General features: G+C 59.8%; 18 protein-coding genes and 2 tRNA genes. 5 read left to right on the forward strand and 15 right to left on the reverse strand.

Annotated features, from left to right (window positions below; genetic code table 11):
- Positions 1 to 7: 7 nt before the first annotated feature.
- From IE091_RS12000 to IE091_RS12015, 4 genes are all read right to left on the reverse strand, one after another.
- Positions 8 to 1,282 carry an ABC transporter substrate-binding protein gene (locus IE091_RS12000; RefSeq protein WP_039176330.1) on the reverse strand — a complete coding sequence of 425 codons (1,275 nt, stop codon included), beginning with the start codon at positions 1,280 to 1,282 and terminating at the stop codon, positions 8 to 10.
- A gap of 168 nt (positions 1,283 to 1,450) precedes the next feature.
- Positions 1,451 to 2,854 carry a sensor histidine kinase gene (locus IE091_RS12005; RefSeq protein WP_227408122.1) on the reverse strand — a complete coding sequence of 468 codons (1,404 nt, stop codon included), beginning with the start codon at positions 2,852 to 2,854 and terminating at the stop codon, positions 1,451 to 1,453.
- 53 nt (positions 2,855 to 2,907) lie between these two features.
- Positions 2,908 to 3,624, reverse strand: coding sequence for a response regulator (locus IE091_RS12010; RefSeq protein WP_016914522.1), 717 nt, complete (start codon positions 3,622 to 3,624; stop codon positions 2,908 to 2,910).
- 95 nt (positions 3,625 to 3,719) lie between these two features.
- Positions 3,720 to 4,523 carry a Cof-type HAD-IIB family hydrolase gene (locus IE091_RS12015; RefSeq protein ID WP_039176336.1) on the reverse strand — a complete coding sequence of 268 codons (804 nt, stop codon included), beginning with the start codon at positions 4,521 to 4,523 and terminating at the stop codon, positions 3,720 to 3,722.
- 171 nt (positions 4,524 to 4,694) lie between these two features.
- Between IE091_RS12015 and IE091_RS12020 the strand changes: the two genes are divergently transcribed.
- The 3 genes from IE091_RS12020 to IE091_RS12030 all read left to right on the forward strand — a co-directional run bounded on the left by IE091_RS12020 (position 4,695) and on the right by IE091_RS12030 (position 8,903).
- Positions 4,695 to 6,635: an exoribonuclease II gene (locus IE091_RS12020; RefSeq protein ID WP_039176939.1), complete on the forward strand. Its 1,941-nt coding sequence runs from the start codon at positions 4,695 to 4,697 to the stop codon at positions 6,633 to 6,635.
- Positions 6,636 to 6,778: 143 nt separating this feature from the next.
- Entirely contained in the window at positions 6,779 to 7,897 is a 1,119-nt protein-coding gene (locus IE091_RS12025) for an N-acetylglucosaminyl phosphatidylglycerol synthase (RefSeq protein WP_144981653.1), read from the forward strand.
- Positions 7,875 to 8,903: a glucosaminyl phosphatidylglycerol flippase gene (locus IE091_RS12030; RefSeq protein WP_144981656.1), complete on the forward strand. Its 1,029-nt coding sequence runs from the start codon at positions 7,875 to 7,877 to the stop codon at positions 8,901 to 8,903. The genes IE091_RS12025 and IE091_RS12030 overlap by 23 nt, the downstream gene beginning before the upstream one ends.
- Before the next feature lie 87 nt (positions 8,904 to 8,990).
- Here IE091_RS12030 and sucD read toward each other — a convergent pair whose 3' ends face one another.
- The 9 genes from sucD to sdhC form a co-directional block, all read right to left on the reverse strand.
- Positions 8,991 to 9,863, reverse strand: coding sequence for a succinate--CoA ligase subunit alpha (sucD, locus tag IE091_RS12035; protein ID WP_016914525.1), 873 nt, complete (start codon positions 9,861 to 9,863; stop codon positions 8,991 to 8,993).
- Entirely contained in the window at positions 9,863 to 11,029 is a 1,167-nt protein-coding gene (sucC, locus tag IE091_RS12040) for an ADP-forming succinate--CoA ligase subunit beta (RefSeq protein ID WP_016914526.1), read from the reverse strand. The genes sucD and sucC overlap by 1 nt, the downstream gene beginning before the upstream one ends.
- A 162-nt stretch (positions 11,030 to 11,191) precedes the next feature.
- Positions 11,192 to 12,631 (reverse strand): dihydrolipoyl dehydrogenase, encoded by a 1,440-nt coding sequence (gene lpdA / locus IE091_RS12045; protein ID WP_039176345.1) that lies wholly within the window; start codon positions 12,629 to 12,631, stop codon positions 11,192 to 11,194.
- Positions 12,632 to 12,744: 113 nt separating this feature from the next.
- Complete coding sequence (gene odhB, locus IE091_RS12050; protein WP_039176348.1) at positions 12,745 to 14,289, reverse strand: 2-oxoglutarate dehydrogenase complex dihydrolipoyllysine-residue succinyltransferase; 1,545 nt, start codon at positions 14,287 to 14,289, stop codon at positions 12,745 to 12,747.
- A 38-nt stretch (positions 14,290 to 14,327) separates the two neighbouring features.
- Positions 14,328 to 17,162: a 2-oxoglutarate dehydrogenase E1 component gene (locus tag IE091_RS12055; protein WP_189463742.1), complete on the reverse strand. Its 2,835-nt coding sequence runs from the start codon at positions 17,160 to 17,162 to the stop codon at positions 14,328 to 14,330.
- Between the two features lie 333 nt (positions 17,163 to 17,495).
- Positions 17,496 to 18,206, reverse strand: a complete 711-nt coding sequence (locus IE091_RS12060; protein ID WP_016914530.1) for a succinate dehydrogenase iron-sulfur subunit — start codon at positions 18,204 to 18,206, stop codon at positions 17,496 to 17,498.
- A 27-nt stretch (positions 18,207 to 18,233) separates the two neighbouring features.
- The gene (gene sdhA / locus IE091_RS12065; protein WP_189463743.1) at positions 18,234 to 20,006 is read right to left on the reverse strand and encodes a succinate dehydrogenase flavoprotein subunit; all 1,773 of its coding nucleotides are present in this window, start codon (positions 20,004 to 20,006) and stop codon (positions 18,234 to 18,236) included.
- Between the two features lie 3 nt (positions 20,007 to 20,009).
- The gene (sdhD, locus tag IE091_RS12070) at positions 20,010 to 20,357 is read right to left on the reverse strand and encodes a succinate dehydrogenase, hydrophobic membrane anchor protein (protein ID WP_016914532.1); all 348 of its coding nucleotides are present in this window, start codon (positions 20,355 to 20,357) and stop codon (positions 20,010 to 20,012) included.
- Positions 20,351 to 20,728: a succinate dehydrogenase, cytochrome b556 subunit gene (gene sdhC, locus IE091_RS12075; protein ID WP_170919473.1), complete on the reverse strand. Its 378-nt coding sequence runs from the start codon at positions 20,726 to 20,728 to the stop codon at positions 20,351 to 20,353. The genes sdhD and sdhC overlap by 7 nt, the downstream gene beginning before the upstream one ends.
- Positions 20,729 to 21,214: 486 nt before the next feature.
- Between sdhC and gltA the strand changes: the two genes are divergently transcribed.
- Both gltA and IE091_RS12085 read left to right on the forward strand, forming a co-directional pair.
- Entirely contained in the window at positions 21,215 to 22,501 is a 1,287-nt protein-coding gene (gltA, locus tag IE091_RS12080; protein ID WP_039176356.1) for a citrate synthase, read from the forward strand.
- Positions 22,502 to 22,615: 114 nt separating this feature from the next.
- Positions 22,616 to 23,497: an NAD(P)-dependent oxidoreductase gene (locus IE091_RS12085; protein ID WP_189463744.1), complete on the forward strand. Its 882-nt coding sequence runs from the start codon at positions 22,616 to 22,618 to the stop codon at positions 23,495 to 23,497.
- Between the two features lie 376 nt (positions 23,498 to 23,873).
- Here IE091_RS12085 and IE091_RS12090 read toward each other — a convergent pair.
- A tRNA-Glu gene (locus tag IE091_RS12090) sits at positions 23,874 to 23,949 on the reverse strand.
- Positions 23,950 to 23,996: 47 nt separating this feature from the next.
- Positions 23,997 to 24,072: transfer RNA gene (locus IE091_RS12095), tRNA-Ala, on the reverse strand.
- Between the last annotated feature and the right edge of the window lie 108 nt (positions 24,073 to 24,180).

Here is a 24,180-nt window from a genome sequence, read left to right on the forward strand (position 1 = left end):
GACGTGATCAAAAGGCCGCTGCCTGGGCGGCGCTGACCATCCGCTGGGCGGCTTGTTCGGCGGGCATGTTGGCGTCATTGAAGTAGTTGGTCACCACATCGAAGATGGCGCCCTGCACATCCGCACGCACGGCCATGCCATGGGCCATACTGGGCACCAGCCCGCCCTGCTCGGCAGTACGCTGGAAATCTGCCAGCGACTGCTGTGCGCAGCTGTCGAAATCGCTCATGTCCAGGTCAGGCCGCGCGGGGATGGACCCCTTGGCCAGGTTGAAGGCTTCCTGGAAGGTGGGTTCCAGCACCAGCCGGGCCAGCGTGTGCTGGGCATCCCGCTCCTCGTCATCGGTGACGCGGAACATGGCCAGGCTGTCGATATTGAAGGTAAAGGCGTCTTCGCTACCCGGGGCGGCAGCACACAGATAATCTTCTCCCGCCGTCAGGCCCGCTGCGGTGAACTCGCCTTTCGCCCAGTCGCCCATCAGCTGAAAACCGGCGGCTCCCTCGATCACCATGGCCGTGGCAATGTTCCAGTCGCGCCCCGGCATGCCTTCATCCATCAGGCTACGCAGGCGTTTGAAATCTTCCAGCGCGGCAACCATCTGCTCGCCCCCCAGGGCTTCCGGGTCCAGCTCCACCAGCGCCTGCTGATAAAACTCGGTGCCCTGGCTGCCCAGCACTACGCTTTCGAACACGGTGGCGTCCTGCCACGCCTGGCCGCCATGGGCCAGCGGCACGAAGCCCGCTTCACGGATTGCTTCTCCGGCAGCAAACAGTTCTTCCAGCGTGGTGGGCATCTCGACACCTGCGGCCTCCAGCACGTCCGGGTTGGCCCACAGCCAGTTGACCCGATGCACGTTGGCGGGGACGGCCACGTACTGGCCGTCGTAACGCATGATATCGGCCACGATGCCCGGCAGCAGGTCGTTCCAGCCTTCGGCCTCGGCGACGTCGTTCAAGTCACCCAGCAGGCCAAGCTCGCCCCACTCTTGAATTTCCGGCCCTTTGATTTGTGCAGCCGACGGCGGATTGCCCGACATGGCCCGAGACTTCAGCACCGTCATGGCGGTTTCACCGCCGCCCCCGGCCACGGCGAAATCCTGCCAGCCATAGCCTTCGGCTTCGAGCAGCTCCTTGAGCACGTTGGCGGCGCGGGCTTCACCGCCGGAGGTCCACCAGTGCAGCACTTCCACCTCGCTGGCCTGGGCAGTACTTGCCATGGCCGTTCCAGCCGCCAAGGCCAGCGCGAGGGCAGATTTTTTGAAGACGGGTGAGAGAATACGCATGAGATAGCTCCTGCTGTTGTTGTTATGAGGTGTCATGAAGAACACAGAGTGCCGCGCTACCTGCACAACCCAACTGGCAGGCAGCGGCTCATGGCAGAGTACGTCACCCTACGTCACAACGGGAGTTACCGAATCCTGCATAGTATTACAACCTTGTAATAGTCGGGCTTACAGGGTTGTCACGGTGGGTTGGCGCGGCAGGGTCAAGGTGGCCACGAGGCCCCCTGCGGGGTGGTTGGCCAAGCGAATGTCGCCGCCATGGGCACGAGCAATGTGCCGCGCAATGCCCAGGCCCAGCCCACTGCCCCCGGTATGGCGACTGCGCGAAGCTTCCAGGCGTACGAAGGGGGAGAACACCCGCTCCCTCTGTTCCGCCGGGATACCGGGGCCACGATCATGAATCTGAACCTTGACCTCACCCGCCTGCTCCTCCAATACCACGTTGGCGTGCTGGCCGTAGAACACGGCATTCTCCAGCAGGTTCGCCAGGCACCGCTTCATGGCCAGCGGCTTGACGGTCAGCGGCGGCACCTGACCGCTGATCCGCACGTCGCTCCCCTGCACACGCAGCTCGTCTGCCAACGCCTCGAGAAGCGCCGTCATGTCAGTGGGTTCAGGCTCTTCGTGGAGGTCCAGCCCTTTCACGGAGGCCAGCGCGCCCTTGACCAGCTCCGCCAGTTCATCCAGTGAGGCGCAGAAGCGCTCTCGCTGCTGCGGGTCATCGAGCATCTCGGCCCGCAAGCGCAGCCGGGTGATGGGCGTTTTAAGGTCGTGGGAAATCGCCGAAAAGAGCCGTTCGCGCTCTTCTACCTGCTCACGAATACGCCGCTGCATGCGGTTGAAGGCAACGGCGGTGGCCGCCACCTCTCTGGGGCCGCTCTCTCTCAGCGGCGGGCTGTCCAGATCATCGCCCAGCCGACGGGCTGCACGCGACAGCCGTGCCAATGGTCGGGTCACGCTGGTGATGCCCAACAGCGACAGCGCCAGCACGGTCAGCAGTACCACCAGCCCCGCCAGCAGACGCTCTTCAGAGAGCCAGCGGTAACCGCTGAAAATGTCCGGTACGCCCAGCAGGGTCGCCACGTAGAGCCAGGTATCCGGGGCCAGCTCCAGTTGCACCACCAGAATGGGCGGCGACAGCGGCTCCATCAGCAGGCTGTGCTGGCCCCAGCGCGGCGGCAGGTCGTAGAGCAGCACTTCATTATTGAATACCCGCAGGGTCTCGGGGCGGGAGAACTCCACCACGACATCGTCGATCGACAGTTGCTGGGTGAGGATCGTGTGGACATTGTTCACCACCACCGCTTTTTCGGGGCCGCTGCCAATGTCCTCCACGGGGATGCGCCGCTGGTTGACGCTGACAAAAAAGCGCGTGCCTCCCATGTTGCGCAGCTGGTCGAGCACGATATGGCGATAGTCCACCGGCAGCGAACGAAAAAAGCGCATGGTGGACGCAATGCTGAAGGCCATGTTGCTGGAGAGCTCATCGAGCTGCTCCAGCTGGCTAGCGCGCATTTGCGAGGTCCAGATCGCGTAGCTGGCCACCTGGGCGGCCAGTACTCCTGCAATCATGATGATCACGAAACGACCGCGCAGGCTGGCGGGCAGCCAGCGTCGCCAGCGCTTCACAGGGCGGTGTCTACCTGAGCGGTCAACACGTAGCCCGCCCCGCGCACCGTACGAATCAGCTGCGAGTGCTGGGCATCTTCACCCAGCCGCTGGCGTAGCCGACACACGTGCACGTCGATGGAACGGTCCAGAGGCGGGGCGTCTCGGCCCCGGGTCAAGGCGTACAGGTCGTCACGGGTAATGACTTGGGCGGGACGTTCCAGAAATACCTGAAGCAGCTGGAAATCGGCACCTGACAGAGCCGTACGCTCGCCCGCCTGGTCCACCAGCTCACGGGTCATGCGGTCCAGCTGCCACTCGCCAAAGCGCACCCAGCGAGCCTCCTGAGGGCCCACTGCCGTGCGGCTTCGACGCAGCACGGCCTTGATACGCGCCAGCAGCTCACGGGGGTTGAAGGGCTTGCCAAGATAGTCGTCGGCGCCTAGTTCCAGCCCCAGGATACGGTCGGTATCGTCCGCACTGGCGGTGAGCATGATGATCGGCAAGTCGCTGTGCTTGCGCAACTCGCGACAGATGGTAAAGCCATCATCCCCCGGCATCATCACATCGACGATCAGTAAATCCGGCGTCTGCTCGGCAAGCTGCTGATAGAGCGCCTGCGCCCCTTCGGCCGTGAACACCCGATAACCGTGGCGCCCCAGATAATCCGCCAGCAGCTCACGGATTTCCGGGTCATCATCGACCACCATCAAGGTCGCAGGCGTGGTTGTCATCGTGGAAAGCGCCCCTGGGTTGTTATCGTTTTAGGGGCTAGATGATGGTGGAGCGCTGTCGCTACCGCAAGCGGCTCTCGACTAAGGTGGCAGAGCTAACCCGACAGCCCGAAACGCTCAGCCAACCACTGGGCCACCGCCGCTTCCCCGTGATGACCAATGCGCCGGGCATCGGGCACACGGTCGAACAGCGCCGGGTGGGCGTTGGCCATGACCTGCGCCTCCCCGGCCAGGGTCAGCATCTCGGTGTCGTTGAGGTTGTCGCCAAAGGCGAGGCAGTCGGCGGCGGTGAGGCCCAATGACTCCAGCAGCGCCGCCAGCGCAACGCCCTTGTTCACCCCGCCCGCCATGATCTCCAGTGAGTCCACCGTGGAGTAAGTGATGTGCAGCCCCTCACCGTGTGCCGCGTGGGCCTGGGCCTCCAGTTCGGCCAGCGCCTGAGGGTCACCCAGATAGAGCACCTTGCCCACCCCGTGGCGGTCCATCTGTTCGGGTGGCACCACGTCATAGGTGAACCCGGTGGAGGCATGCAGCGACAGCAGGTGCGGCGCTTCGGCATCGACATGCCAGCCATCATCGCGATACAGGCTCAGGCGCACCTGCGGAGGCCGGGGCAGATGAATCAAGGTGTGTGCATGTTCAGGTGCCAGGTGAGACGCGCTGATCAAGCGGTCATCCGGGGCGTGGGTGTAAGCACCGTTGGTGCTGATCAAATGGGCCGGAATGGCCAGTTCCTCACGAAACACCCGCATGTCGTGGTAGTGACGGCCCGAGGCCAGCGCCACATGGTGACCCTGTTGCACCAGGGCGCGCAGTACGTCTACCGTGCTGTCGTGTAACCGGTGGTCGCTACCCAGCAGCGTACCGTCCAGGTCGGAAACAATCAGGCGTGGGGTCATACAGGCTCCTTGGGCGTGGCGCATGAAGTGAGCCTCAGCTTAACCGATTCATCCGCAAGCGGGTAAGTCATTGACCCGCCTGAGCGGGCGTGACTTACCCAAGGGCAACGATTGGCGCAGCCAACGGGAATCCGTATAGTGGCACCCTACTCTCGCCAACTGATCGAACACATGCTTCAAAATAACTCCCTGCTTGCCCAGCTCAAGCAACAGATCCGTGAAACCACTCCCCGCGCCGAAGGGGTGATCAAAGCCACCGAAAAAGGCTTCGGGTTTCTTGAAACCGACAGCGGCGAATCCTATTTCGTGCCGCCGCCTGCCATGAAGCAGGTGCTCCACGGCGACCGCGTCGAAGCCGTTATTCATGAGAACGGCGACAAAAAATCCGTCGAGCCGGAGAAGCTGATCGAAGCGGGCTTGGACCGCTTCATCGCCCGCGTGCAAAAGCGCGAAGGCCGCCTGGCAGTGGTGCCCGATCACCCCTCGATTCGCAATGTGCTGAAAGCCCGCATCAAGAACAGCCTGGACGAAGACAGCATTGGCGACGGCGACTGGGTCGTGGCGCGTCTGGTGCGTCACCCGCTCAAGGAGAACGATCGCGGCTTCTTTGCCCAAATCGACGAGCTGGTCGCCAAGGTCGACAACCCCGCCGTGCCGTGGCGTGTCACCCTGGCGCGCCACGCGCTGGAGCAGGAGTGCCCGGATGCCGGTAGCGACTGGCCGCTGCGCGATGAGGGCCTGACTCGGGAAGACCTGACGCAACGCCCCTTCTTCACCATCGATGGTGAGAAGACCCGCGATATGGACGATGCCCTGCACGTGGTGGCGCGTCCGGAAGGCGGCTGGCAGCTGAGCGTGGCCATTGCCGACCCCACGGCGTATGTGGATGAGGAGCACGCGGCCGACCTGGAAGCGCGTGTGCGTGCCTTCACGGTTTACCTGCCGGGCCAGAACGTCACCATGCTGCCGGAGCAGCTGGCCGATGACCTGTGCTCGCTGTGGGAAGGCCAGGAGCGCCCGGCCCTGGCGTGTACGCTGGACATCAACGCCGACGGCAGCCTGGGCGATTACCGTTTCTTTGCCGCCAACGTGACCTCCCACGCCAAGCTGGTGTACGAGCGCGTCTCTGATTGGATCGAAGGCCAGGGCGACTGGGCACCGGCCGAAGAGATTGCCGAGCAGCTCAAAGCGCTGCAGGCCATGACGGAAGCCCGCACCGCCTGGCGCAACGAGCACGCGCTGGTGTTCAAGGACCGTCCGGATTACGTGTTCGATCTGGACGAAGCAGGCAACGTGCTGGGCGTGCGTACCGAAGACCGGCGCATCGCCAACCGCATGATCGAAGAGTCGATGATTGCGGCCAACGCCTGCTGTGCAGACTTCCTGGCCAGCCATATCGGCCACGGCATCTTCAACGTGCACCGCGCCTTCGAGCCCGAAAAAGCCGAAGCGGCCCAGGAGTTCCTCGCCAGTCAGGAGATCGACGTGGCCCAGGAAGCACTGACCGAGCTGGCGCACTACAAAGAGCTCAAGCGCGCACTGGAAAGCCGTGACGACGCCTGGCTGGATGCCCGCCTGCGCCGTTTCCAGGGCTTCACCAGCATGTCGGCCCAGCCTGGCCCGCATTTCGGCCTGGGGCTGCCCGCCTACGCCACGTGGACCTCGCCGATCCGCAAGTATGGCGATATGGTCAACCACCGCTTGATCAAGCGCGTGCTCAAGGGTGAACAGGCCCCGGCAGAGGCCAGCCAGCAGCTCACCGAGCAGCTCACCGAACGCCGCCGCCTGAACCGCATGGCCGAGCGTGACGTGAAAGATTGGCTCTACGTTCGCTACCTGACCCCGGCAGCACAGAACCAGGATACCTTCGAGGCCGAAATCATGGCCATCAATCGTGGCGGCATGCGGGTGCGTCTGATCGAAAACGGCGCCACGGCCTTCGTGCCTGCCCCCTTGATGCATAGCGACCGCGACAAGGTGGTGATCGACGATAAAGAGGGCCGCATTCAGATCGAAGGCGAAGAGCGCTTCAAACTGGGCGACAGCCTGCGTGTCTCGCTCACGGAAGCCCGTGAAGAGACCCGCTCGCTGGTGGCGAAACCCGCTGTTTAATCACTCATTTGCAGCCCAGCGTCTGCTAACGCCACGGTTCGTCCGTGGCGTTTTTATTTCTACCGCGCCAGGATATTGTCGCAGAATTGACGTAATTCTTCCCTAAGGTGATTCTTTGACCCTTATGTGGCTCGGAGGTTACCTTGCATATCGCCGATGTGACCATGTTTCACGCCCCAGCAAGTGGCGGGGTTCGCACCTACTTGCAGGCCAAGCATCGCGTGCTCTCCCGAACGGCAGGCCTGCGCACAAGCCTGCTGGTGCCTGGAGCTGAGCGTGATAGCTTAGGGGATCACCATACGTTGCCAGCGCTGCATCTACCTCTTGGCCAAGGCTATCGATTTCCAGTCCGCCGTCGCCCTTGGCAAGATGCGCTGATCAATCTCTCCCCCACGTTGATCGAAGCAGGCGACCCTTACGTCACCGCCTGGGCAGCGCTGGAAGCTGGCCAACACTTGGGCGTGCCAGTCGTGGGGTTCTACCACTCTGACTTACCTCACTTGATGGGTGACCGATTTGGCCGCCATGTTCGTCAGCGGCTGGTTCGCTATGTGGTGGACCTTTACCAGCGTTTTGATAGCGTGCTGGCGCCGTGCCACGCCATGGCTGAACGCCTGACTGAATGGGGTGTTCCCAACGTACGCGTGCAGTCACTAGGGGTCGATCTGGAGCAGTTCCATCCCTCTCGACGCGACCCCGACTTTCGAGCAGCCATGAGCATTCCTGAGAATAAGAAGCTGCTGATTTTTGTTGGCCGCTTCTCTCGGGAAAAAAATATCGATGTGCTGCTAGCCACCATGCGAGCACTTGGCAGCGACTACCATCTGCTGTTGATGGGCCCTGGAATGCCCACCCAAGTGCCAAGCAATGTCACGGTGGTGAACCGTTGCTGCGGAAGCCATGAGGTCGCCAGGGCGCTTGCCAGCAGCGATGCGATGCTGCATGCGGGGACTCGGGAAACCTTTGGACTGGTGGCACAGGAAGCAATGGCCAGTGGCATACCAGTGATTGGCGCCCGGGCGGGCGCACTGATGGAAAACGTACCGCTTGGAGCCGGGGTGCTCTGCCAGCCACTTGACCCAGCCGCGATGGCGGACGCCTGTTCCGCGCTGTTTCGCAATGACATTGTCGCCAGCGGACGCTTCGCACGCCACTATGTGGAGCGTCAGTTCAGCTGGGATAGCGTGATTGGCTCGCTGCTCACACACTATGTCGACCTCTGTGGACTCGAACAGCCCCATGCCCTCGCCCTCCGTCGCTAAACCTCAACGACTGCTGCGCTTTCGCCCGCTTCACGGTGTGCTACTGCTAGTAGCTCTGGTGGCACCGCTGGTACTGACATCGCTTGCAGGAGGCAGACAGGCATTCGAACACGTAGCGCAGTTCCCTCTGGGCCTGCTGCTGCTCATGATCGCCATGGCGGCGCTATGCTGGAATTTGAACGCCACCCGTCTGCGCCTGATGCTCAACGGCCGTGCTGGTCAGCTTGGTCAGCGTGGTGCGCTGGGCATTGAACTGGCCGCCAAGTGCGCACTATGCGCAACACCCGGCGGCAGCGGCGGCCCGGCCACCTTGCTGCTGCTACTTGCCCAGCGGGGATTTTCTCCCTCAAAAGGCGCAGCGGTGTTCCTCATCGACCAGGGGTGCGACCTGTTGTTCTTTCTGGTGATGCTCAGTGGCTTGATGGCAATATCAGTTTTCGGTAACGCCCAATGGCCGCACCAAGGGTTGGTTCAGCTTTCGCTACTAGGGCTCGTGCTGTTAGCGGTAGGTGTCTCGCTGATGATGAGCTACCTACCCAAGTTGCTGCGGACTCGTCGTCAATGGCTGATCGGACTGTTGGCATGGCTCCGCCCTGGCCGCAGGCGCTGGCTGGTCCGGAGACTGTTGCGCTGCCGCTACGCGCTGCGTATCACACTGGCACTACCTAACGCCACGCTGGCAGCCATGCTGGTGCTGACGGCCATGCACTGGCTGCTGCGCTACAGCTTGCTCTATCTGGCGGTGATTGGCATCGGCGGGCATGCCGATTGGCTTTGGACCTTTCTAACCCAGATGCTGGCCATGGCTGCCAGCCAGTTCAGCTTTCTTCCTGGCGGTGCCGGGGCTGCTGAAGTGGGGGTGGGAAGCCTGCTGCTACCCTTGATGGAACGTGAGCAGGCCGCGGCCGCCGTATTGGTGTGGCGGCTCATCAGCTACCACCTTTATCTTGCTGCCGGAGCACCGCTGCTACTGCTCTACAGCACTCGCCTATTGCGCCAGGGTTGACCCACTCCAATACTCCGACAGCCTTCATAAAACGCAAAAAGGGCACCCGAAGGTGCCCTTTTTTAGCGCTGTGAAAAAGTGCGCGGCTTACCAGCCGGTCACTTCTTTCAGTGCATCGCCAATTTGCGCCAAGGAGCGTACGGTTTTGACACCGGCGTCTTCCAGGGCAGCAAATTTCTCGTCGGCAGTACCTTTACCGCCAGAGATGATGGCGCCAGCGTGGCCCATACGCTTGCCAGGAGGTGCTGTCACACCGGCAATGTAGGAAACCACCGGCTTGGAAACGTTGGCCTTGATGTAGGCCGCGGCTTCTTCTTCAGCGGTGCCGCCGATTTCACCGATCATCACGATCGCTTCGGTTTTCGGGTCCTTCTCGAACATCTCCAGGATGTCGATGAAGTTGGAGCCCGGAATCGGGTCACCACCGATGCCGACACAGGTAGACTGGCCGAAACCGTGGTCAGTGGTCTGCTTGACCGCTTCGTAGGTCAGAGTACCGGAACGCGATACGATGCCCACTTTACCCGGCTGGTGAATGTGACCCGGCATGATGCCGATTTTACATTCGCCCGGGGTGATCACGCCGGGGCAGTTCGGGCCGATCAGACGTACGCCCAGCTCGTCGCATTTTACTTTCGCTTCGAGCATGTCGAGGGTCGCGATACCTTCGGTGATGCACACGATCAGCTTGATGCCAGCGTTGGCCGCTTCAAGGATCGAGTCTTTGCAGAACGCTGCCGGTACGTAGATCACGCTGGCTTCTGCGCCGGTTTTCTCGACCGCTTCTTTCACGGTGTTGAACACGGGCAGGCCCAGGTGCGTCTGGCCGCCTTTGCCCGGCGTAACACCGCCGACCATTTGCGTGCCATAGGCAATCGCCTGTTCGGAGTGGAACGTGCCCTGGCCACCGGTGAACCCTTGGCAGATGACCTTGGTGTTCTTATCGATCAGGATACTCATTACTTGCCCTCCGCTGCTTTGACAACCTGCTGAGCCGCGTCGGTCAGACTGGTAGCAGCGATGATGTTCAGACCGCTGGACGCCAGCTTCTCAGCGCCCAATTCAGCGTTGTTACCTTCCAGGCGAACGACGACCGGCACGTTGACGCCGACTTGCTCAACGGCACCGATGATGCCTTCGGCAATCATGTCGCAACGAACGATACCGCCGAAGATGTTCACCAGAACGGCTTTGACGTTGTCGTCAGACAGGATGATCTTGAACGCTTCGGCTACGCGCTCTTTGGTCGCGCCGCCGCCAACGTCCAGGAAGTTGGCCGGCTTGCCGCCGCTCAGGTTGACGATGTCCATGGTGCCCATGGCCAGGCCAGCGCCGTTGACCATGCAACCGATGTTACCGTCGAGGGCCACGTAGTTCAGTTCCCACTTCGCGGCGTCGGCTTCACGCTGATCTTCCTGGGAAGGATCGCGCATCGCCTGCAGGTCCGGGTGACGGTACAGGGCGTTGCTGTCGAGGCCCAGTTTGGCGTCCAGGCAGTGCAGGTTGCCTTCGTCGGTGATCACCAGCGGGTTGATCTCGAGCAGCGCCAGATCCTTGTCGTGGAACAGCTTGGAGAGACCCAGGAAGATCTTGGTGAACTGCTTCACCTGATCGCCTTCCAAACCCAGCGCGAACGCCAGCTCACGCGCCTGGTAGGGCTGTGCGCCGACCAGCGGATCGATTTCGGCCTTGAGGATCTTTTCCGGCGTCTCTTCGGCGACGGTTTCGATCTCGACACCGCCTTCGGTGGAGGCCATGAACACGACGCGACGAGTGGTACGGTCAACGACCGCGCCCAGGTACAGCTCGTCGGCGATGTTGGTGCAGGTCTCTACCAGAATCTTGGCAACCGGCTGACCTTTTTCGTCAGTCTGGTAAGTGACCAGGTTCTTGCCCAGCCACTGCTCGGCGAAGGTTTTGGCTTCTGCCGGGTCCTTGATCAGCTTGACGCCGCCCGCTTTACCGCGGCCGCCAGCGTGAACCTGGGCTTTGACGACCCACATGTCGCCGCCGATCTTTTTGCACGCTTCTACTGCTTCTTCGGGAGTGTCCACGGCAAAGCCTTTGGACACTGGCAGACCATAATCGGCAAACAGCTGTTTACCTTGATACTCGTGAAGGTTCATCGATTCATGCCATTGGTTGCATGTGACTCGAACGATGATCAGTCGCCCTGAAGAACATCTTGCAGGTGCTGGTCATCCCCGTACTTTCATGACGGCGAGTTGCCACGCCGCCATGAAAGTGGTGCGCCACCTGACGGTGGCGCTTGGTTGTTGCTTAGCGAATTACTTGCGCTTCTTGCGGTTGGCCATGTGAATGGCATGACCTTCTACCGCCAGAGCAGCTTCGTGCACGGCTTCCGACATGGTCGGGTGCGCGTAGCAGGTCAATGCCAGGTCTTCGGCGCTGGAGCCGAATTCCATGGCGATCACGCCCTGGGCGATCATCTCACCGGCGTGCTGACCCACGATGTGCATACCGAGAATACGGTCGGTTTCCGCATCGGCAATGATCTTGGCGCTGCCTTCGGTGGCGTTGTTGGCCATGGCACGGCCGCTGGCTGCGAAGGGGAAGCTACCGGTCTTGACTTCGATACCCTTGGCCTTGGCGTCCTGCTCGGTCATGCCGACCCAGGCCACTTCCGGGAAGGTATAAATGACGCTGGGGATGGTGTCGTAGTTCATCTCGGCCTTGTGACCGGCGATGATGTCCGCCACCATGATGCCCTCTTCAGAGGCCTTGTGGGCCAGCATCGGGCCACGAACACAGTCGCCAATCGCGTAAACGCCCGGCACGTTGGTACGGCACTGGTCGTCCACGAAGATGAAGCCACGCTCGTCCAGCTCGACGCCCACGCCATCGGCCACAACGCCTTTGGTGTAAGGACGACGGCCGACACATACGATCAGCTTGTCGAAGGTGATTTCCTGCTCGCCGTCAGCATCGGTGTACTTGACGATGACTTCTTCACCGTTGGTCTCGGAACCGGTCACACGGGCGCCCAGTTTGATATCCAGACCCTGCTTCTTGAGCAGTTTCTGAGTCTCTTTGGCAATCGTGGTGTCGACCATCGGCAGGAAGGAGTCCATCGCTTCCAGAACGGTGACTTCAGAACCCAGACGGTTCCAGACGCTGCCCAGCTCCAGGCCGATGACACCAGCGCCGATCACGCCAAGGCGCTTGGGCGTTTCCTGGAATTCCAGTGCGCCGGTAGAGTCGACGATCAGGCCTTCGGTCAGCGGCGTGGGCGGAATTTCCACCGGTACGGAGCCTGCCGCGATGACGATGCTGTCGGCGTCGTAGGCGGTGGTGTTGCCGTCCAGATCGGTGACTTCGACCTGCTTGCCAGATACGACCTTGCCGGTACCTTCGATGGCGGTCACGCCGTTGGCCTTGAACAGGCCAGAGATGCCGCCGGTCAAGTTCTTAACGATCTTGTCCTTGCGGGCCATCATTTTCTTGACGTCCATGGTGACGTCACCGGCTTCGATACCCATGTCGTCGAAATCGTGCTTGGCTTCGACGAACTTGTGCGACGCTTCAAGCAACGCTTTGGACGGGATACAGCCTACGTTCAAGCAGGTGCCGCCGTGGACGACCTTGCCTTCCTTGCCAATCCATTTTTCAACACAGGCGGTTTTCAGGCCCAGCTGCGCAGCGCGGATAGCCGCTACGTAGCCACCAGGGCCAGCACCGATAACGATCACATCAAACTTGTCAGCCATGTTGGCTCCTTTAGCTTGGTTGCCCCCTCCCGGGTTGATCTAAACCGGGCAGGAGGCAAAGTGCGATTGCAGAGAACGTTTCATCAACAGCGAAGGCGGATCAACGCGCTTCGTTATACGTCCAGCAGCAAGCGAGCCGGGTCTTCCAGCAGCTCTTTGATAGTCACCAGGAATCTTACCGCATCTTTACCATCGATCATGCGGTGGTCGTAGGAGAGCGCCAGATACATCATCGGGCGAATCTCGACCTTGCCATTCACCGCCATGGGGCGATCCTGAATCTTGTGCATGCCCAAGATAGCGGTCTGCGGCGGGTTGATGATCGGCGTCGACATCAGTGAACCGAAGGTGCCACCGTTGGTGATGGTGAAGGTACCACCGATCATGTCGTCCATGCCCAGCTTGCCGTCACGGCCACGCTTGCCGAAGTCGACGATGCTGCGCTCGACGTCAGCGATCTTCATGCTGTCGGTATCACGCAGTACCGGTACCACCAGGCCACGGTCGGTGGAAACGGCGACACCGATATCCTGATAACCGTGGTAGACGATGTCGGTGCCGTCGATGGAGGCATTGACGTCCGGGAAGCGCTTGAGCGCTTCGGAAGCGGCTTTTACAAAGAAGCCCATGAAGCCCAGTTTGACATCGTGGGTCTTCTGGAAAGTGTCCTTGTACTGGGCACGCAGGGCCATGATTTCCGTCATGTCCACTTCGTTGTACGTGGTCAGCATCGCCGCGGTCTGCTGTGCCTGAACCAGGCGCTTGGCGATGGTCTGGCGCAGACGGGTCATCGGTACGCGCTTCTCTTCGCGCTCACCCGCCACCGCCGGAGCCGCCGCAGCCTTGGCCGGCGCAGAGGACTTGGCAGCTTTCTTGGCCGAACCATCCTTGACGGCTTTCTGAACGTCTTCTTTCAGAATGCGACCGCCTTTGCCGGTACCTTCGATCTTGGAAACGTCCAGATCGTGCTCGGCAACCATCTTGCGAGCAGCCGGTGCCAACACTTTGTCACCCACCTTCTCATCGGCGCCTTCATCGTCAGCGTCGTTGGAAGCGCTGCTGGAAGAAGAAGCGCTGGCCTGGTCACTGCCACCGCCTTCTACGAAAGTTGCCAGAATCGCTTCGGACTCAACCTGGCTGCCTTCTTCTGCCTTGATTTCCGCCAGGGCACCATCGGCAGGCGCCACGACTTCCAGCACGACTTTGTCGGTTTCGATGTCGGCCAGCACTTCGTCACGCTTGACCGCTTCGCCTACTTTCTTGTGCCAGGTCGCCACGGTGCCTTCCTGAATGGACTCAGGGAAGCTGGGCGCCTTCACGTCGTGCTGCTTGCCACCGGCTGGCTTGGCGGCTTCTTTGGACTCGGCCTTCTCGGCGCTGTCATCGCTGGCGGCACTCTCTTTCTTGCTGCCAGCACCGCTCGCTTCGCCGATCTTGCCCAATACCTGCTCGGACTCGACGGTATCGCCTTCTTCGGCCATCACGTCGGTCAGGGTTCCCGCTTCCGGTGCGACGACTTCAAGCACCACTTTATCGGTCTCGATTTCAACGATCAGCTCGTCGCGTTCGACGCTGTCACCCGGCTTCTTGTGCCACGCGGCCACGGTGCCTTCGGCAACGGATTCCGGAAAGGTTGGCGCTTTGATATCAGTAGCCATGTCGTTTCCCTTATATGTTCTCTAAGCCTGGCGGACGCTTAAATATTAAAAGCGTCTTCCACCAGCTGGCGCTGCTGTTCAGTGTGGACGGACATGTAGCCCGCTGCCGGAGCAGCCGAGGCAGGACGCCCTGCGAATTTCAACTCACGACCCAGGCCGTCTTTCAACAGGTCGGCCACGGCACGCATGTGGTGCTGACTGGAGTACCAGGCGCCCTGATTCAGCGGCTCTTCCTGACACCAGACGATGTCTTCCACATTGGCGTATGCCTGGAGCACTTCCAGAAGCTCTTCTTTCGGGAAGGGGTAGAGCTGCTCAAGACGAAGGATGATCGTATCGTCACGCTCGTTCTCAGCACGCCAGTTGGCCAGATCATAGTAGACCTTGCCAGCGCACATGATCACACGAGTGACTTTCTCGGCATCCAGGTTGCCCTGGTCGGGCAGCACCATGTGGAACTTGCCATGGGCCAGATCTTCGAGACTGGACACGGCTTCCTTGTGGCGCAGCAGCGACTTGGGCGACATGACCACCAGCGGCTTGCGCAGCGGGCGAATCACCTGACGGCGCAGCAGATGGTAAATCTGTGAAGGCGTCGTCGGTACGCACACTTGCATGTTGTGCTCGGCGCACAGCTGCAAGAAGCGCTCAAGGCGTGCCGAAGAGTGCTCGGGGCCCTGGCCTTCATAGCCATGGGGCAGCAGCATGGTCAAGCCACACAGGCGACCCCACTTGGTCTCACCAGAGGAAATGAACTGGTCGACCACGACCTGGGCACCGTTGAAGAAGTCACCGAACTGCGCTTCCCAGATCACCAGATCGTTGGGAGCCGTGGTGGAGTAGCCATACTCGAACGCCAGCACGGCTTCTTCCGACAGGAAGGAGTCGTGGATGGTGAAGCGGGGCTGACCATCGGCCATGTTCTGCAGCGGCACGTAGGTCGTCGCGTCTTTCTGGTTGTGCACCACCGCATGACGATGCGAGAACGTGCCACGGCCAACGTCCTGACCGGTAATCCGGATCGGGTGGCCTTGATCCAGCAGCGTGGCATAGGCCAGCGTTTCGGCGAAGCCCCAGTTGAGCCCCATGCCGCCCGCCTGCATCTTGCGGCGGTCTTCATAGATCTTGGCGACCTGACGCTGTACTTCGACACCGTCAGGGATCTCACACATCTTCGCCGCCAGCTGTTGCAGGCGTTTCATGTCGAAGGTGGTGTCGGCATTGCCGGTCCACTCATGGCCCAGGTAGGGAGCCCAGTCGACGAACAGCGACTTGTTGGGTTCCTGAACCAGCGCGTTAGCCACGTGATTGCCTGCCACGAGATCATCGCGGTAGGTTTCCACCATGGCTTTGGCGTCGTCTTCGGACAGCACGCCCTGCTCGATCAGACGCTGCGCATACAGCGTGCGTGAGGAGGGGTGGTCCTTGATTTTGGCGTACATCAGCGGCTGGGTGCCCGATGGCTCGTCGGCTTCGTTATGGCCGCGACGGCGGTAGCACACCAGGTCGATGACGACGTCTTTCTTGAACTGCTGACGGTAATCCAGGGCCACTTGGGTGGCGTGAATGACCGCGTCCGGATCATCGCCGTTGACGTGGAAAATCGGCGCCTGAACCATCTTGGCAATGTCAGTACAGTATTCGGTGGAGCGTGCATCGGCCGGGTTGGAGGTCGTGAACCCCACCTGGTTGTTGATGACGATGTGTACCGTGCCACCGGTCTTGTAGGCGCGGGTCTGGGACATCTGGAATGTCTCCATGACCACACCCTGCCCCGCGAAGGCAGCATCGCCATGAACGTTGATCGGCAGCACTTTGCTTCCGTCAGCGTCGTTGCGGCGATCCTGGCGGGCACGTACCGAGCCTTCCACCACCGGCGCGACGATTTCGAGATGCGACGGGTTGAACGACATGGCCAGGTGGACTTCGCCACCAGGCGACATGACGTTGGAGCTGAAGCCCTGGTGGTATTTCACGTCACCAGAACCACGCTCGATGACTTTCTTGCCATCGAATTCGTCGATCAGATCCGCAGGGTTCTTGCCCAGGATGTTGACCAGCAGATTCAAGCGGCCACGGTGGGCCATGCCGATCACGACTTCCTTGGTGCCGTAGCCACCGGCGCGCTGAATCAGTTCGTCCATCATCGGTACGAACGACTCGCCACCTTCCAGGCCGAAGCGCTTGGTACCCGGGTACTTGGAGGCCAGGTAATTTTCCAGACCTTCCGCAGCCGTCAGGCGCTCCAGTACGTGCTTGCGCACGTCATCGCTGAACTTGGGCGCGCTGCGTACCGATTCGAAACGACGCTGCAGCCAGCGCTTCTCTTCGGTATCCACGATGTGCATGATTTCGCAGCCGATGGAGCGGCAGTAGGTCTGCTCCAGCGCGTCGACGATCTCGCGCAGCGGTGCTTTATCAATACCCAGGAAGAAAGAACCTGTCTGGAACTCGGTATCAAGATCAGCTTTGGACAGCTGATGGAATGACAGGTCGAGGTCGGGGACGGGGGTGGGATTACGCAGACCAAGCGGGTCGATATTGGCCTTTTGATGGCCACGGAAGCGATACGCGTTGATCAGCTGCAGGACTTTGACCTGCTTTTTGTTTTCACCGCTGTCGGACGCGGCGACTACCCGGCATGGGCGACTTTCACGGCCAAGCTGGTAGAACTGATCACGAATGGGGCTTAGTGGAACATCGTGGGAGGCACTGCCTTCAGCACGCGGCAACTGATCGAAATAGCTGCGCCACTCGTCTGAGACAGAATCAGGATCGGCGAGGTACTGCTCGTAAAGCGCTTCCACGTAGTGGACATTGCCACCACTAACGTGAGAGGAACGCCACATCAACTCCATTATGCCTTGTTGCATCTCTCGGTCACCCTGCACTGATGGGGTGGTATCGGCATCGCTGCATGCGTGCAACGACATCGCTATTGCCCTGCCGGCGGGGCGGGACGTTTGCCGGCGGCGCCGACCTGAGGCCGGTAGCCCTTGTTCATACACGTATGATGACGCGTTTCATTACCAGTTCATGCTCAAAAGCCGGTACTCGTCGCACCGGCTTTTAAACTTGGCTGATCCATGGTGCGGCGCGTCGCCGCACCATGACAGCCCCTATGATAACAAGCGAAGCGCCACGATTTAAGTAGCTTTGTGATGCAACTTACGTGGTAGTCGCTTTTTTTTCACAGGATTAATGAGTTACGTCGCATCTGCGAGCAACATTTCACGAATTTTACCAATTGCACGAGTCGGATTCAGACCTTTCGGGCATACCGCCACGCAGTTCATGATGCCGCGGCAACGGAATACCGAGAACGGGTCTTCCAGGCTGGTCAGACGCTCACGCGTGGCGGTATCGCGACTGTCGGCCAGGAAGCGGTATGACTGCAGCAGACCCGCCGGGCCCACGAACTTGTCCGGGTTCCACCAGAACGACGGGCAGGACGTGGAGCAGCAGGCGCACAGGATACACTCGTACAGGCCGTCCAGCTTGTCGCGCTCTTCCGGCGACTGCAGACGCTCGATGGCAGGCGCTGGCGTGTCGTTTTGCAGATACGGCTGGATGCGCTCGTACTGCTTGTAGAACAAGCCCATGTCCACGACCATGTCGCGGATGACCGGCAGGCCAGGCAACGGACGCAGAGTCAGCTTGTTGTTTTTCACGACGTCCGACAGCGGCGTGATGCACGCCAGGCCGTTCTTGCCGTTCATGTTCATGCCATCGGAACCGCACACGCCTTCACGGCAGCTGCGGCGATAGGCCAGGCCACTGTCCTGCTCTTTCATCAGGTGCAGTACATCCAGCACCATCAGATCGCGACCTTTGGTATCGACCTGGAACTCCTGCATGTAGGGCGCGGAGTCGGTTTCCGGGTTGTAGCGATACACGGATACCTGAAGATTTGACATGGTGTCTCCCTCTCGTCGGTGCGGAGATTAGTAGGTGCGAACCTTCGGCTCGAACGTATCGACTGTTTTCGGCTTGAAGTTGACGTCGCGCTGCTTCAGCTCTTTGCTAGCCGGGAAGTAGAGCGAGTGTTTCAGCCAGTTGACATCATCACGGTCGGGGTAGTCGTAGCGCGAGTGGGCACCACGGCTCTCTTTACGCTCAAGGGCAGCAATCGCCGTTGCTTCTGCCACTTCCATCAGGTTGTCCAGCTCCAGCGCTTCGACACGGGCAGTGTTGAAGGCGTTGGATTTGTCCGGCAGGTGCGCATTGTCGATGCGGCCACGCAGTTCCGCCAGCTGTTTGACACCTTCCTGCATGTTTTTCTCTTCACGGAATACACCGAAAGAGTTCTGCATGATGCTTTGCAGCTCGGCCTTGAGCTCAGGAATGCTTTCACCGCCTTCAGACTCGTTCCAGCGAGTGATGCGCTTCATGGCGGTTTCGATGTCCGACTCGGAAGCATCCAGGTATTCGACGCCTTCGTTCAGTGCACCTTCGATGAACATACCCGCGGCGCGACCGAAGACCACCAGATCCAGCAGCGAGTTGCCGCCCAGACGGTTGGCACCGTGTACCGATACACAGGCAGCTTCGCCACACGCGAACAGACCGTTGACGATCTTGTCGTTGCCGCTCTCGTCCTGGGTGATCGCCTGACCATGAATATTGGTCGGGATACCGCCCATCATGTAGTGGCAGGTCGGGACGACCGGGATCGGGTCCTTGGCCGGGTCGACGTGAGCGAAGGTCTTGGAGAGCTCGACGATGCCAGGCAGACGCTTGCCAAGTACTTCTTCACCCAGGTGATCCAGCTTCAGGAACACGTGGTCGCCCTTCTCGCCACAGCCGCGGCCTTCGAGGATTTCCATGACCATGGAACGCGCCACGACGTCACGGCCCGCCAGGTCTTTGGCGTTGGGCGCATAGCGCTCCATGAAACGCTCGCCATCCTTGTTGACCAGGTAGCCACCTTCACCACGGCAACCTTCGGTGACCAGCGTGCCCGCACCGTAGATACCGGTCGGGTGGAACTGCCACATTTCCATGTCCTGCATCGGGAAACCAGCGCGCAGCGCCATGCCGATGCCGTCACCCGTGTTGATCAGGGCGTTGGTGGTCGACGCGTAGATGCGTCCGGCACCGCCGGTCGCCAGCACGGTGGCTTTCGACTTGACGTGCACCACTTCGCCGGTTTCGATGCACATGGCGATACAGCCCACCACGTCACCGTTGGCGTTCTTGACCAGATCCACCGCGTACCACTCGTTCAGGAACGTGGTGTTGTTCTTCAGGTTGTTCTGGTACAGGGTGTGCAGCAGCGCGTGACCGGTACGGTCGGCGGCGGCGCAGGTACGTGCCGCCTGACCACCTTCACCAAAGTTCTTGGACTGACCACCGAACGGACGCTGATAGATGCGGCCATTGTCGAAACGCGAGAACGGCAGGCCCATGTGCTCGAGTTCGAAGACGGCCTTGGGGCCTTCCGAACACATGTACTCGGCAGCGTCCTGGTCAGCGATATAGTCGCCGCCCTTGACGGTGTCATACATGTGCCAGCGCCAGTCGTCGTTCGGGTCGGCGGAGGCAATCGCACAGGTGATACCGCCCTGAGCAGAAACCGTGTGGGAGCGTGTCGGGAACACTTTGGACAGTACCGCTGTCTTTTTACCGGACTTGGCCAGTTCAAGAGCGGCACGCAGGCCAGAGCCACCGCCACCCACGATGATGGCGTCAAACGTCAGGCTACGAAGGTTAGACATAGATCAAGCTCCCCACAGAATTTGGATGCCCCACACCAGGTATACGAAGATGGCCAGAATGATCAGCGTCTGGGCACCCACGCGCAGGCGAGTGGACTTGAGGTAATCGGTAGTGACTGTCCACAAACCGATCCAGGCGTGCGCTGCAATGGAAATGAAGGCCAGCAGCGAGAAGATACGCATCCAGGTTTGCTCGAACAGCCCACTCCAGGTGTAGTAATCCAGGTTCGGATTAAACAGCAGGTAAGCGACGATGAAGACCGTGTAAAGGGCCAGAATGACGGCGGATACCCGCTGCATCAGCCAATCGGACAGACCGCTACGGCCAAAACTCGTGATGTTGGTTACCATACCCAAACTCCTGCCAGAATAATCAGAACCGCACTGACTACGACCGTAGCCTGTGCTTTTTTCACACCACCCTCCAGGGTCACGCCAATGTTGGCATCCATGAGCAGGTGCTTGATGCCTGCCACAAAGTGGAATGCCAGGGCAGACAGCAGCCCCCAAGCCACAAACTTGGCGAGGACGTTATTCGCCAGGGCATTGCTGACAGCGTCAAAGCCAGCCGGAGATGACAGGGATTTACCCAGCGCCCAGAAAGCGAAGATCAGCCCGACGAACAGGATCACGCCGGTAATACGGTGCGTAATCGACGTCAGCGCTGGCAGTGGGAAATGTATCGTAGTCAGGTCTAGGTTTACGGGTCGTTTGCTATTCACGGCGTTATACACACTCTCTTGGCCCGCTCAGCGACGGTCGGGCATAACCCGAGCGGGCAGTGGTTGCTGGAAGGGGCTCGGCCGTTGCCAAGTCGGGCACGACCACCTACCTGCCGGTCGCGCGCCGTGGATTATAAGAACCTTAGCCCCTGCTGACAAACCGATCTCAGACTTAACTCGACCATGGTGCAAGAAAATAGCCAATGGTCTGAGTCGATTTTGCGATGCAGCATGGTTATAGTGACATTAGATGGACGGTTTGATAAGCCTGTTAACGTATCGTCAATCCTCTGTCACTTCGGTACTATAGATCCCGATCAATCATATACAATTATTATCCAAAACAACACATCCTGTATAAGCATGTCTAGCATTTAGGCTAATTGACAAAATGTCGCACACTTCTATAGTGGGCAAGCCTTTTCGCCGGCGCGGCATGCGAAACAACGACTTTACGTCCCAAACCGAACTCGAAAGGAGGCCATCATGGCTGACAGGAAAGCGACATTGACGGTAGACGGTCTCGACAAGACGATCGAACTACCCATGTATTCCGGCACACTTGGCCCCGACGTCATCGACGTGCGCGGCCTGGGCGCCGAAGGCCTGTTTACCTACGACCCCGGCTTCATGGCCACCTCTTCCTGCCAGTCCGCAATCACCTACATCGATGGCGGCAAGGGCGTACTGCTGCACCGCGGCTACCCCATCGACCAACTGGCAAAAGAATCCAACTTCGTCGAAGTGTGCTACACCCTGCTGTTTGGTGAACTGCCCACAAAAGAGCAGTACACCGATTTCGAATCGCGCATTCGCAATCACACCATGGTGCATGACCAGATCAACAACTTCTTCAAGGGCTTCCGTCGCGACGCACACCCGATGTCGATCCTGTGTGGCGTGGTCGGTGGTCTGGCAGCGTTCTACCATGACCACATGGACATCACTCAGGAAGAAGACCGCGTCATCAGCGCGATTCGCCTGATTGCCAAAATGCCTACCCTGGCCGCCATGTCGCACAAGTACAACGTTGGCCAACCCTTCAACTACCCGCGCAACGACCTGAGCTATGCAGAGAACTTCCTCTACATGATGTTCAGCAACCCTTGCGAGGAGTACAAGATCAACCCGGTGTACGCCAAAGCCATGGACCGCATCTTCATGCTGCATGCGGACCATGAGCAGAACGCCTCCACCTCCACCGTACGCCTGGCAGGCTCTACCGGCGCCAACCCGTTTGCCTGTATCAGTGCGGGCATCGCGGCACTCTGGGGCCCAGCACACGGCGGCGCCAACGAAGCCGTGCTGAACATGCTCGACGAAATCGGCGACGATTCCGAAGAGAATATTCAGCGCTTCGTGGACAAGGCAAAAGACAAGAACGACCCGTTCAAGCTGATGGGCTTCGGCCACCGCGTTTACCGCAACTTCGACCCGCGCGCCAAGGTCATGAAAGAGACCTGCGACGAAGTACTGGCCGAGCTGGGCCTGGCCGATGACCCGCAGCTGAAGATCGCCAAGCGCCTGGAGCAGATCGCCCTCGAAGACGAATACTTCATCGAGCGCAAGCTGTACCCGAACGTCGACTTCTACTCCGGCATCATCCTCAAGGCCATGGGCATTCCGACCAACATGTTTACCGTGATTTTCGCGGTATCCCGTACCATTGGCTGGATCTCCCATTGGCACGAAATGCTCAGCGAAAGCTACAAGATCGGTCGTCCGCGCCAGCTTTACATTGGTCATGACCAGCGTGACTACCCCAAGAAGTAATCGGCGGCTTGTACGGCGATGACTGAACGACACAAAGGCCACCCACGGGTGGCCTTTTGCGTGCAGCCTACCCCCTTCATGACACCACTCCCCCATCAACAACAAAGGTGCTTTATGTCTTCTATTACTACCGTTGCCTTTATCGGCCTGGGCGTCATGGGCTATCCCATGGCAGGACACCTGGCCAAGCAGGGCCTGACTACCCGCGTTTATAACCGCACGGCCGCCAAAGCCCAGGCATGGGCCGATCAGTTCGGCGGCACGGCCCACGCCACGCCCGCCGAGGCGGCCCAGGGCGCCGATCTGGTGCTGGTGTGCGTGGGCAATGACGACGACGTGCGTCAGGTCACCACCGGCGAACACGGCGTGCTGCAGTCCATGGCCCCAGGCAGCTATCTGGTGGACCACACCACGGCCTCAGCCGACCTGGCACTGGAGCTGGATGCCGCCTGTCGCCAGAAGAGCCTTCACTTTATCGATGCCCCGGTATCCGGCGGCCAGCAGGGCGCAGAAAACGGCGCGCTGACCATCATGTGCGGCGGTGAACAGACCCCTTTCGATGCCGTCGCCCCCGTGCTTGACCACTATGCTCGCGCTGTCACACTTATGGGCCCCGCCAGCAGCGGCCAGCTCACCAAAATGGTCAACCAGATCTGCATCGCCGGCCTGGTACAAGGGTTGGCAGAGGGGCTGCACTTTGCCGAACAGGCCGGTCTGGATCAGCATCAAGTGATCGAGGTGATTTCGAAAGGTGCCGCAGGGTCCTGGCAGATGGAGAACCGCCACAAGACCATGATCGCCGATGAGTACCAGCACGGCTTTGCCGTCGACTGGATGCGCAAGGATCTGGGCATCTGCCTGGAGCAGGCGCGCAGACTGGACGCCACGCTACCCGTCACCGCACTGGTGGATCAGTTCTATGCCGACGTGCAGCGCATGCAGGGTGGCCGATGGGACACCTCTTCGCTATTGAAGCGTCTCCGCAAAGGCGAATAGCGCTTGACATTTTGGCGCTGACAGCCGGATCAGGGTTTTCCACACTATCTGTGGATAACCCTGTTCACAACCACTACAAAACGTCCCGTAATCGCCATGAACAGTGACCCAGCCTTAAATTGGTCATTTTTTAACCTCTAATAAGCCATTGATTTAAAAGAGATTAAGCTAAGACGCTGATTTTTTATGTCATATTCACGAGGCTGTGCACAACCCTTTACCCAGACGAGCAAAAGTGGACAAGTCAAGCACAATATTGACAAAAAAAGCGATAAATTGGCTAAAACGCCAAACAGGAAGCAGCCGAAAAAGCAACGCGACATTGGGTTGCTATCGAGACTTTTAAAAGGGGGAAATACAAAAAACCAGAAGAAGGTGGCGTCCCATAGGGGGTTCGAACCCCTGTTCCCGCCGTGAAAGGGCGGTGTCCTAGACCACTAGACGAATGGGACGTATCTACCTTTTTACATCATGATACATCGTTAGCATGGGCTAATGATGGTGGAGCCTAGCGGGATCGAACCGCTGACCTCAACACTGCCAGTGTTGCGCTCTCCCAGCTGAGCTAAGGCCCCACATGTCGTGAAGACGGAGCGTATATTACTGATTACGCTCGCCTTCGTCAACCCTGTTTTCGCAAGAAGCGTCAAATATCTCGCTTGCCGCTCATCTGACGCTCCCTG

The sequence above is a fragment of the Vreelandella hamiltonii genome, from assembly GCF_014651775.1.
Lineage (GTDB): Bacteria > Pseudomonadota > Gammaproteobacteria > Pseudomonadales > Halomonadaceae > Vreelandella > Vreelandella hamiltonii.

What these genes read in the sequence shown, in the direction of transcription:
- IE091_RS12005 (WP_227408122.1), bottom strand. Translation starts at nt 2,854, where the DNA reads ATGATTGCAGGAGTACTGGCCGCCCAGGTGGCCAGCTACGCGATCTGG.
- IE091_RS12020 (WP_039176939.1), top strand. Translation starts at nt 4,695, where the DNA reads ATGCTTCAAAATAACTCCCTGCTTGCCCAGCTCAAGCAACAGATCCGT.
- IE091_RS12000 (WP_039176330.1), bottom strand. Translation starts at nt 1,282, where the DNA reads ATGCGTATTCTCTCACCCGTCTTCAAAAAATCTGCCCTCGCGCTGGCC.
- sucC (WP_016914526.1), bottom strand. Translation starts at nt 11,029, where the DNA reads ATGAACCTTCACGAGTATCAAGGTAAACAGCTGTTTGCCGATTATGGT.
- sdhA (WP_189463743.1), bottom strand. Translation starts at nt 20,006, where the DNA reads ATGTCTAACCTTCGTAGCCTGACGTTTGACGCCATCATCGTGGGTGGC.
- IE091_RS12085 (WP_189463744.1), top strand. Translation starts at nt 22,616, where the DNA reads ATGTCTTCTATTACTACCGTTGCCTTTATCGGCCTGGGCGTCATGGGC.
- IE091_RS12030 (WP_144981656.1), top strand. Translation starts at nt 7,875, where the DNA reads ATGCCCTCGCCCTCCGTCGCTAAACCTCAACGACTGCTGCGCTTTCGC.
- odhB (WP_039176348.1), bottom strand. Translation starts at nt 14,289, where the DNA reads ATGGCTACTGATATCAAAGCGCCAACCTTTCCGGAATCCGTTGCCGAA.
- IE091_RS12060 (WP_016914530.1), bottom strand. Translation starts at nt 18,206, where the DNA reads ATGTCAAATCTTCAGGTATCCGTGTATCGCTACAACCCGGAAACCGAC.
- sdhD (WP_016914532.1), bottom strand. Translation starts at nt 20,357, where the DNA reads ATGGTAACCAACATCACGAGTTTTGGCCGTAGCGGTCTGTCCGATTGG.
- lpdA (WP_039176345.1), bottom strand. Translation starts at nt 12,631, where the DNA reads ATGGCTGACAAGTTTGATGTGATCGTTATCGGTGCTGGCCCTGGTGGC.
- gltA (WP_039176356.1), top strand. Translation starts at nt 21,215, where the DNA reads ATGGCTGACAGGAAAGCGACATTGACGGTAGACGGTCTCGACAAGACG.
- IE091_RS12055 (WP_189463742.1), bottom strand. Translation starts at nt 17,162, where the DNA reads ATGCAACAAGGCATAATGGAGTTGATGTGGCGTTCCTCTCACGTTAGT.
- IE091_RS12010 (WP_016914522.1), bottom strand. Translation starts at nt 3,624, where the DNA reads ATGACAACCACGCCTGCGACCTTGATGGTGGTCGATGATGACCCGGAA.
- sucD (WP_016914525.1), bottom strand. Translation starts at nt 9,863, where the DNA reads ATGAGTATCCTGATCGATAAGAACACCAAGGTCATCTGCCAAGGGTTC.
- IE091_RS12015 (WP_039176336.1), bottom strand. Translation starts at nt 4,523, where the DNA reads ATGACCCCACGCCTGATTGTTTCCGACCTGGACGGTACGCTGCTGGGT.